This window comes from Gracilibacillus alcaliphilus, from assembly GCF_016909015.1.
GTDB classification, from domain to species: domain Bacteria; phylum Bacillota; class Bacilli; order Bacillales; family Amphibacillaceae; genus Gracilibacillus; species Gracilibacillus alcaliphilus.
On the sequence record NZ_JAFBFA010000010.1, the window covers coordinates 123,909 to 133,476 of the forward strand.

11 protein-coding genes and 1 pseudogene are annotated in these 9,568 nt (G+C 39.9%); all 12 read left to right on the forward strand.

The genetic code is table 11. The annotated features are described in order from the left end of the window. Positions 1 to 195 precede the first annotated feature (195 nt). The 12 genes and pseudogenes from JOD18_RS09875 (at position 196) to JOD18_RS09930 (ending at position 9,371) form a co-directional block, all read left to right on the forward strand. Positions 196 to 1,482, forward strand: coding sequence for an ABC transporter substrate-binding protein (locus JOD18_RS09875; protein ID WP_204668854.1), 1,287 nt, complete (start codon positions 196 to 198; stop codon positions 1,480 to 1,482). After that, positions 1,469 to 2,404: a carbohydrate ABC transporter permease gene (locus JOD18_RS09880; protein ID WP_204668855.1), complete on the forward strand. Its 936-nt coding sequence runs from the start codon at positions 1,469 to 1,471 to the stop codon at positions 2,402 to 2,404. Before JOD18_RS09875 ends, JOD18_RS09880 begins: the two co-directional genes overlap by 14 nt. Positions 2,405 to 2,419: 15 nt before the next feature. Next, positions 2,420 to 3,289 carry a carbohydrate ABC transporter permease gene (locus JOD18_RS09885; RefSeq protein WP_204668856.1) on the forward strand — a complete coding sequence of 290 codons (870 nt, stop codon included), beginning with the start codon at positions 2,420 to 2,422 and terminating at the stop codon, positions 3,287 to 3,289. A 22-nt stretch (positions 3,290 to 3,311) separates the two neighbouring features. After that, positions 3,312 to 3,944: a DUF624 domain-containing protein gene (locus JOD18_RS09890; RefSeq protein WP_204668857.1), complete on the forward strand. Its 633-nt coding sequence runs from the start codon at positions 3,312 to 3,314 to the stop codon at positions 3,942 to 3,944. Between the two features lie 259 nt (positions 3,945 to 4,203). Continuing rightward, positions 4,204 to 5,172: a Gfo/Idh/MocA family protein gene (locus tag JOD18_RS09895; protein ID WP_204668858.1), complete on the forward strand. Its 969-nt coding sequence runs from the start codon at positions 4,204 to 4,206 to the stop codon at positions 5,170 to 5,172. Between the two features lie 27 nt (positions 5,173 to 5,199). Then, entirely contained in the window at positions 5,200 to 6,069 is an 870-nt protein-coding gene (locus JOD18_RS09900; RefSeq protein WP_204668859.1) for a sugar phosphate isomerase/epimerase family protein, read from the forward strand. Positions 6,070 to 6,160: 91 nt separating this feature from the next. Continuing rightward, on the forward strand, positions 6,161 to 7,228 hold the full coding sequence (locus JOD18_RS09905) for a glycoside hydrolase family 76 protein (RefSeq protein WP_204668860.1): 1,068 nt from the start codon (positions 6,161 to 6,163) through the stop codon (positions 7,226 to 7,228). 291 nt (positions 7,229 to 7,519) lie between these two features. Further along, positions 7,520 to 7,744 (forward strand): helix-turn-helix domain-containing protein, encoded by a 225-nt coding sequence (locus JOD18_RS09910; protein WP_204668861.1) that lies wholly within the window; start codon positions 7,520 to 7,522, stop codon positions 7,742 to 7,744. 188 nt (positions 7,745 to 7,932) lie between these two features. Beyond that, a pseudogene (locus JOD18_RS24255) lies at positions 7,933 to 8,019 on the forward strand (helix-turn-helix transcriptional regulator); the annotation flags it as partial. A 171-nt stretch (positions 8,020 to 8,190) separates the two neighbouring features. Continuing rightward, on the forward strand, positions 8,191 to 8,361 hold the full coding sequence (locus JOD18_RS09920) for a hypothetical protein (RefSeq protein ID WP_204668862.1): 171 nt from the start codon (positions 8,191 to 8,193) through the stop codon (positions 8,359 to 8,361). Positions 8,362 to 8,468: 107 nt separating this feature from the next. Next, the gene (locus JOD18_RS09925) at positions 8,469 to 8,663 is read left to right on the forward strand and encodes a GNAT family N-acetyltransferase (protein ID WP_204668863.1); all 195 of its coding nucleotides are present in this window, start codon (positions 8,469 to 8,471) and stop codon (positions 8,661 to 8,663) included. A gap of 222 nt (positions 8,664 to 8,885) precedes the next feature. After that, positions 8,886 to 9,371, forward strand: coding sequence for a GNAT family N-acetyltransferase (locus JOD18_RS09930; RefSeq protein ID WP_204668864.1), 486 nt, complete (start codon positions 8,886 to 8,888; stop codon positions 9,369 to 9,371). The last annotated feature ends 197 nt before the right edge of the window (positions 9,372 to 9,568 follow it).

A 9,568-nucleotide genomic window follows, 5' to 3' on the forward strand; every position in this document is an offset into this window, starting at 1 on the left:
ATATATACTATTTGAAAGCGTTTTAATTGAGGTAAAAAATATAAGCAACAATGAAGCATGGTCAAAAGCATCATCAATAGAGCGTGTAACCCAACAGCTAGCAAATTATACTAAATCAGCTGCCATGTTCAGTGAATTTATAATAACCACTCCCGAAAACGCTTTAAATAATGATAAAAAAAAGAGGTGACTAAAATGAAAAAGGTGCATTTTAATTGGATGGTATTGTTGGGATTAATTTTAGTTGTAGTATTGGCTGGTTGTGGAGGTGACGAAGAGGCGAGTGGCAGCAGTGAATCCAGCGATGGGAAAATTAAGCTGACATTTTGGGGAGATTGGACAGGAGAAGGTGAATCACAGTTCAATCATATGGTGGAAAAATTTAATGAATCACAGGATCGCATCGAAGTAGAGTATGTCATTCAAGAAGACTTAATTACAAAATTTATGACAGGTATTACATCTGGTCAAGTGCCTGATGTCCTACTTTGGGACCGCTGGAGAACCTCGCTTTATGCACCAAAAGGTGTGCTGCACCCGCTTGATGAATTCATGGAAGCAGATGGTATCCCTGAGGCAGATTTCTACGAAGAAGCCTTAAAAGAATTAACCTATAACGACGATTTATATGGTCTGCCATTAACTGTGGATACACGAGCATTATTCTATAATAAAGATCATTTTGAAGAGGCAGGACTTGAACCGCCTGCCACATGGGAAGAACTTCGTGAAGCAGCTCAACAGCTTACCATCAAAAATGGAAATAATTTTGAACGAGTTGGTTTTTCTTTAAATGATTTAGGATTATTTAATATGTGGATTCAACAAGCAGGAGGTCAAATGCTGACAGATGATTTATCCGCAACGGCTTACAATAGTGAAGCAGGAGTAGCTGTGCTTGATTTTTGGGGACAGCTACTATTTGAGGATGAGGTGTACAAGCCAGGGTTTGACAAAGGTTTAGAAGGAGCACAACACCCATTTGTGACAGGGAAGTCATCGATGCATTATACAGGTCCTTGGGATCTGCAAACCTATGAGCAGTATAGTGATCAGTTAAATTATGGTATTGTACCGCCGCCAACAGGCCCAAATGGTGATCAAGGTGCGGTGATGGGCGGCTTTGGTTTAGCTGTTCCAGAAGCCTCAGAAAAGAAAGAGGCAGCTTGGGAATTTATTAAATGGTGGTTAGCAGAGCCAGAGAATGCGCTGGAATGGGGGAAAACAAGTTTAAATATGCCTGGTAACAAAGTGGCATTAGAGGATCCTTTCTTCCAAGAGGATCCATTCTGGAAACCATTTATTGATACACTGGAATTTGCCAAAATCCGTCCTCGTCATCCAGCATACTCTGTTGCTGAGGTAGATGCCCTGATTCCGAATTTGGAACAGTTTGTCTTACAAGAGCAATCCGCTGAAGAAACATTAGAAAAAGCCCAACAAGAGGGAGATAGGATGCTAGAGGAAAATGAGGTGGAATAAATTAAACAGAGCGCAAGAAGGTGTAATCTCTCTTAACTCTGTCACTAAAAAGAGTTCCTTTAACCGCTATCAATCACGAGCCGCATATTTTTTAATTGCACCTACACTGATTTTATTTGTCATATTTATGGTGATTCCAATTGGGATGGCAATATTCCTCAGTTTCACAAATTATGACATCATCAGTTCAATGGAATGGGTTGGTCTAGATAACTTTAAACGATTAATCGATGATGCAATTCTTTGGAAGACCTTTCGCAATGTTGGTTTATTAACACTGTTCTATGTACCGTTAATGGTGATTATTTCGCTGCTTTTGGCTGTCTTGGTAACTCAGCCATTTCGTGGTGTTACGATGTTCCGGCTTGCCTTTTACATGCCGACTGTCACATCTGCGGTAGCTGCCTCTATTGTATGGCTGTGGATGTTGAACTCAGAATATGGGTTAATAAACCAAATGTTAAGTTATATAGGCATTGCTGGTCCTGCCTGGCTGTCAGAATCTGCTCCAGCGATGACTTCTGTTATTGCGGTGACACTATGGCTTGGAGTTGGCGGTAATATGATTATTTATATGGCTGGAATAAAAGGGATTCCCGCACAACTGTACGAAGCAGCGAAAATTGATGGTGCCTCGGCATTTAAACAGCTTATTCATATAACTTTTCCAATGCTTCGTCCAACAACATTATTAATCAGCACGATGACACTTATCGGTGCTCTGCAAATTTTTGATCAGGCTTACGTGCTGACACAGGGCGGGCCGGCGAATTCAACTAAAACCATTGTATATCACATTTATACTACAGGGTTTGAACAATTGCAGATGGGGTATGCTTCATCACAGGCATTAGTACTAACCATAGCCATTTTAATCTTTACGGTGATTAACTTTAAAATCAATCAAAATAAGGCAGGATAGGAGGATGAAGTGGAGATGAAGAAAAGCGAAAATATAAAAAAACTGATTTTTTATATCGTAGGTTCCGCGATTGCTGTGGTTATGGTAATGCCGTTTATCTGGAGTTTACTGACCTCGATTAAGCCTGACACAGAGATTTTTCAAATTCCTTTACAATGGTTTCCTTCTACCATTACCTTTGAGCATTATATCGAGGCATTTGCTTCTGTGCCATTTGGACGATATTTATTTAACTCTGCTTATTTGGCAGTAATGGGTGTATTCTTTAATTTGTTATTCGGCTCGATGAGTGGTTACGCATTTGCCAAACTAAAATTCAAAGGAAGAAAAGTAATTTTTGGTATACTACTTGCCGCTATGATGATTCCTGGGGTGGTTGTCATGATTCCACAGTATATTGTCTTAAACAATATGCCTTTATTAGGGGGAAATGATATCCTTGGGCAAGGCGGTCATGGGCTGTTAAACAACTTCTGGGCGGTGATTCTCCCAGGCGCAGCCGGCTCATTCGCTGTCTTCTTTATGCGTCAGTTTTTCTTAACATTGCCGGATGAATATATGGAATCAGCACGGATTGACGGCTGCAGTGAATTTCGCATTTTTTGGAATTTGTATTTGCCGCTTACCAAACCTGCCTTGGCAACACTCGGTATTTTCACATTTCAAGCAGGCTGGAACAGCTTTTTGTGGCCGTTAATTGTCTTAAATGACCGCTCTTTATATACGGTCCAGATTGGACTGCAGGCCTTTACATTTGATAAACAGACGGCATACGGACCAATGATGGCAGCAACCATCGTGATTATATTGCCAATTATTGCTATATTTATGTATTTGCAAAAATATTTTGTAGAGGGCGTAAATTTCTCAGGAATCAAAAGCTAAAAATACAGAGGGGGGGAATAAGGTGGTTAAATGGATGGAATGGGTGGCAAGGGCAGCTGGATTGAATCTATTATGGATTTTGTTTGTGTTATGCGGCTTTGGTTTCTTTGGTGTTTTTCCGGCAACGGTGGCTTTATTGATGGTAACGAGAGACATCAGGATTGGTCATAATAAAGGGATATGTACGTCTTTTTTAGCCTATTATGTAGAAAACTTCGTGAAAGCAAATGTTTATGGCTATGTTATGTTTGTCGTCAATGTGGCCTTGATTTTACTTGCGATGCAGTCCATGTCTCAATTTTCATTATGGCTTACTGTACCTATCCTTGTAGTGACGATATTGATATTTAATTTATCTCTATATCTTTTACCAGTATTTACGTACTTTAAAGCCACGTTCTTCAATCATCTAAAACTGGCCGCTATCATTTCCTTAAGTCATCCGATGGTATCATTTGTATTGTTTTCACTAGTTGCACTTTTATTCGGGCTTATCTTTTATTCACAAGTACTGATTTTGTTTCCTGTTCTATTTTTTTTCTTTATGATCAGTGTGTCTGGGTATTTTGCGATGGTGATTTTGCTGCCCATTTTTCATAAGTTTAAACATGCTGAAGAAAATTTAGCAAGTTCCAGCCAAGTATCAAAAGTTTAAGCATATATTACTTATAAAGGTCGTTCAAAAAGTCCAATAAAAATGACGTATCGAATATCGGAGTTGGCGATAGAGGAACTTCTGCTAAGATCACCCACATCGTGTGGGTAACGTAGAAGTCAACACTTCCTGTGCAAGTCCGCTGCTCAAAGCTGCGCCGCCTTGAACTTTCGACGCACACGATGTTGCGAACTTAACCGATGAGGCTCCTTTTTATCAAACTTTTTGAACACGCACTTATAAAAAAGGAGTGAGACAGTTGAAAAATATTCGAATTGGATTTATTGGAACTGGGGGAATGGCACAGGTTCATGTCAGTCAGTTATTAGAGTTAAACAATGTTGAAATTGCGGCCATTACCGATGTAAATGCAGATGCACGGGAGCGATTTATTACGAAGGCAAGGGCGGAAAATGTACAACAATTCTCGGATTACCGCGATATGCTGGAACAGGCCGAATTAGATGGGGTGATTATCTGTTCTCCGCATACACTGCATTTTGAGCAAGCAACTGCCGTGTTAGAACAAGGTCTGCACGTGTTAATTGAAAAGCCGATGACATGTTCCTCACATGAAGCTGAACAATTAATAGAGACAGCAAAACAAACTGGAAACATCATGCAAGTGTCCTATCAACGTCATTTTCAGCCGGAGTTTATTTATATTCATGATGCAATAGCCGCTGGAAAAATTGGCAAAGTAACATCGATTACCGCATCGTTATATCAGCAATGGTGGCGTGGAGCTGATGATAAGTATTCGTGGCGCAAAGATCCAAAACTATCTGGAGGAGGTTTTTTAATGGATTCTGGCAGTCATGTGATTGATGCCCTATTATGGACGACGGGCTTAACGCCAATTGATGTGCGCGCGCAGCTTTCTCAACAAGGGGCACCAGTTGAAATTGATACATTTACGTCGATTCGGTTTAAAGAAGGAGCGATTGCCGGCTTGAATCTTGTTGGTTATGCACCTGCTTGGCATGAGACGTATGTGTTCTGCGGTGAAAAGGGTGCTATTTTTTATGACAATAATAAAATCAGTCTGCATCTTTCAGGCGAAGAACCAATTGTACCTGAGCTGCCACAGTCTACAACTAATCCTGATAAAAATTTTATCGATGCCATTCGTGGGGAAGATGAAATTCGAGTACCAGGTGAATTTGCGTTAAAGGTTGTGAAACTTTCGGAAATGGTGTATCAATCAGTAGGTTATAAGCCTGTCTGAAAATAAGTGAGAGGGGAGATAAATGAAATGAATACAAAAATCGGTATGCGAATCCCACCAAAAATTGCTGCATTAGGGATAGAAGATGTGGCAAGCTGGGCAGCAGGAAATGGCCTAAATGTAATAGATGTTCCCCGCCTAACGTCTGAAACAAAAAAGGCTTGTGAGAAGAATGATCTTGAAGTGGGAACGGTTGATATTACAGATGTTGCACCATTATTCAGTGTGGATGAACAACGTCGCACAAAAGCGGTAGACAGCGTAAAAAAACAAATGACAGACATTGCCTCATTAGGAGGACGGTTGCTATTTATGTGTTTGGTTCCTGAAGATCACACTCTGCCCCGCAAGGAAAGTTTTGCGATTTGGAAAGAAACATTCCCGGAAGTTGTGAAACATGCGGAACAAAAAGGATTGTATATTGCGATTGAAGGATGGCCAGGACCAACACCGCATTATCCAACACTGGGCTGTACACCTGAAACATGGCGAGCTATGTTTGAGGCGATACCTTCCCAGCATTTCGGAATGACCTATGACCCATCACACCTTGTTCGGTTAGGCATTGACTATATCCGTGTCCTACATGAATTTGGTGATCGAATCAACCATTGTCACGGGAAGGATACAGAGATATTAACTGATGAACAGTATGAGTATGGTTTACTGCCACCAACTTTTTCCGAGAAATACCTATTTTCAGAAGGAGCATGGCGTTATACCATACCAGGCAATGGCGAAGTCGATTGGGGAAAAGTAGCTGTCCGTCTCGAACAATTAGGGTATACAGGCTCGGTCAGTATTGAGCTGGAAGATCACCGCTATTGGGGCTCCTTGGAAGCAGAACAGCAAGGAATAGTCAAAGCAACAGGGCATTTAAAGCGATTCTTTCAATAAAGTGGGAAGGCCAAGCATGTATGCATATGAGATAGAAGTTTTTAATCAATCAAGTTATAGAAAAATGTAACATACTTATAGGGAGGCTGTTATGAATAGAACAAAGAAATGGTCAAGCCGTGCACAAGAGGCGTTTGACAGTTTAAAGCGCAACTACTGGAATGATCAATTAAAAATGTTTAATAATCATTACCCCAATCCAGATAACTACAGTAACTTGACATTTCACTATTGGTGGTATGCGCATGCAATTGACAGTTTAATAGATGCGTATCATCGTAGCAAAGATGAAACCATTACTGTCTTTATTGAAAAGGAGTACCGTGGACTTATTTTCCGCAATGGCGGACAGCCGCGGAATCTGTTATATGATGATATGGAATGGCTTGCCCTTGCTTTACTTCGGGCATATCAAATAACGAAAGACAATACTTACTTAACCGATGTGCGCTGCTTATGGGAAGATATTAAGACAGGTTGGAATGATCATATGGATGGCGGGATTGCATGGCATAAAAACCAACTTGACTACAAAAATACACCAGCTAATGGACCAGCGATTATCTTGGCAGCTCGATTGTATCAATGCTTCGGTGACAAAGCAGATTTGGAATGGGCAAAAAAAATCTTTGTCTGGCTGGATGAGTACCTTATAGATGCAGCGACAGGTTTCGTAATGGACGGTATCAACCGCCTTGGTGATGGCCAAATTGACGCTGACTGGGAATTTACATATTGCCAGGGAGTGTATGTCGGAGGTGCAGTGGAGCTTTATCGAATAACCAATAAGGATATATATTTAGAAAAAGCACTTCAGACGGCACATACGGCCATTGATAAGCTTCATGATCAAGAACATGATGTGCTCCAAAGTGAAGGAAATGGTGATGGCGGCTTGTTTAAAGGTATTATGGTTCGTTATTTTACCGAATTAATTACTGCTGCACCGAGCAGGACGGCTGTCATTCGTGACTATCTGGAGAAGAATGCTGAGACCATCTGGCAGCATGGTACAGACAAAGAAAAGATAATATTTCATCATCTTTGGAGTGAACGGCCTGACTTAGAAGCAGGTGTGGATCTAAGTATTCAATTAAGTGGTGTCATCTTGCTGGAATGCTTGGCAATGCTAGAACAGGAAGGAATAGTTACCAGCTAAAATCTAAGTCAATCTACCATAGACAACAGTAGACAGCCACTGTTGTTTAAGACCAGCAGAACGCTGAATAAAAAAAGTGATTTCCTGGATCATTGCCTAATGGAACTGGTAGTAATCGATACGGTTTTTCTTTTGAATGCCGCTCTTACACAGAGAATATCTTATCTTTTATTTTTTTCACATATTTAGACGTTTGTAGAGCACCCTTTTGCTTTGGCGTCATATGATAAATGGACTGAGTAATTACCCTCTTGATCAGCGCCCTGAAAGATAGCAAGGAGGGGTTCACATTTGAGAGACAATGATTATAAGCCGAAGCAATTACTAACCAAAAGGGAGAAAGAAGTTTTTGAACTATTGGTTCAAGACAAAACAACCAAGGAAATCGCTGATGAGTTGTTTATCTCGCAAAAAACAGTGAGAAATCACATCTCCAATGCCATGCAAAAGTTGGGTGTTAAGGGGCGCTCACAGGCTGTTGTGGAGCTTTTGCGAATGGGTGAGTTAAAGCTTTAATTAAAAAGGGTGTTCCAATCAAAATTGCCGGAACACCTTTTTTATTTGTGCTTAATTGGATCAGTGCCACATTGCAATTATTTTTTATATGGTTTCTTAATCGGATATGGAAAAAACTATAAAAAACTGAATTTATTAAAATGACACAACTAAAGCTTAAAGTTTGTTTTGGTTCGCAATTATTATAGATCATAAATGCCATGCAAAAGTTGGGTGTTAAGGGGCGCTCACAGGCTATTGTGGAGCATTTGCGAATGGGTGAGTTAAAGCTTTAATTATAAAAAGAATATTCCAAACAAAATTGCCGGAACACCGTTTTTATTTGGGCGGGATCATTACCACATTGCAGTTATCTTAATATGGTGTCATAATCGTATCAAGGAATTTTCTTTAGTATACTAAGACGGATAAAATAAGGTGCGTATGTAAAGGAAAGAGGTGCAGAAGTGGAAATCGATTTTGCAGTAACTGATGATTATGAGTTATTAAATGCGGTTATTAAAGAAGGACATGAGGAACATGCGGAAGCTTTGCTCTTTCTGTTTAACAAAATAGTAAAATACTGCCGGAATGTTACTTTGAGGAGCTTCTTCATGCGGAGAAAGCTGATATTTTAGTTGCTAGAGAGCAGAGAAATTGTTGGGTTTGCGGTAATAGAACTTAAAGAATCGCCGCCGTTTGAATCGATGGTACCAAGAAAGTATGCGTATATAAGTGATCTCGGGTGAAGGGAACCCATCAGAATCAAGGGATTGGGCGATCTTTATTTACAGCTTGTCTTAATTGGGAACAGCAAAAGAAAGCAGATTCCCTGGAATTAAACGTATATGAGTTTAGTAAACAAGCCATTAATTTTTATGAACAAATAGGATTGCAAACGATATCACGAAAAATGAGATTTAATATGCCGAATACATAATCTATGTCTTGAAATCGGCTTGTGCTTGGTCGGCCTTTTATAGGGTTGAGCTATGTGTGAATATTCCGTTGAATTGCCTTTGCCTGCTGAATAAAAATGGTATTGTCAAATATAGAATAACTAGGGTTTTCCAGGAGCGGCGTCGGCTGAGGGAGCTGAGTTTATACAGCAATAGACTATTATTCATAAACAAGGGACGAAGTGTATAAAGGAGGAAGTATAATGAAATTTAAAGAAATGGATTTGACAACAGCCCAGGAAATATCGCAATGGGTTTATAGCGAGCCGTATTCTATATATAATATGGATACCACCGATGAAGCAATCGAAGAACTGCTAAATGGTTTTCACTTTGCTTTGCACAGCACAGTTGATGATATTATCGGTTATTATTGTATTGGTAAGTCTGCCCAAGTGCCTGCCGGTCATCGCTATCATGTCTATGATAACACGGAATGCCTGGATCTTGGTTTGGGATTACATCCCAATTTAACTGGAAGCGGACTTGGTCTTTCCTTTGTTAAAAGTATCATCAAGGATGTGAAGAAAAGTTATCCTCTGTACGGAATCCGTCTCACCGTTGCCCTATTTAATCAAAGAGCAATTACTGTATATAAAAAGGCAGGTTTTGAAGAAGGGGTGTTATTTAGCCGAAAAAATACCGATGGAAGAATGGAGTTTATGACGATGTTTTTGAAGGAAAAGTGATAAACTGCAGTAGTTATATCCAATAAATCAAACTTGACATATACATAAGAATCAAAGGCCGAACTTTTTGAAATGTGTAAAAAAAGCGAGAGTTGATCCATCTGAACTGCACCCTGTCAAGTAGACAGTGAAAAAACAAAAATCTATGCAACAGTCTGGTACCGATATTCCAACGGTGCCAGGCTGTTTAATTTCTC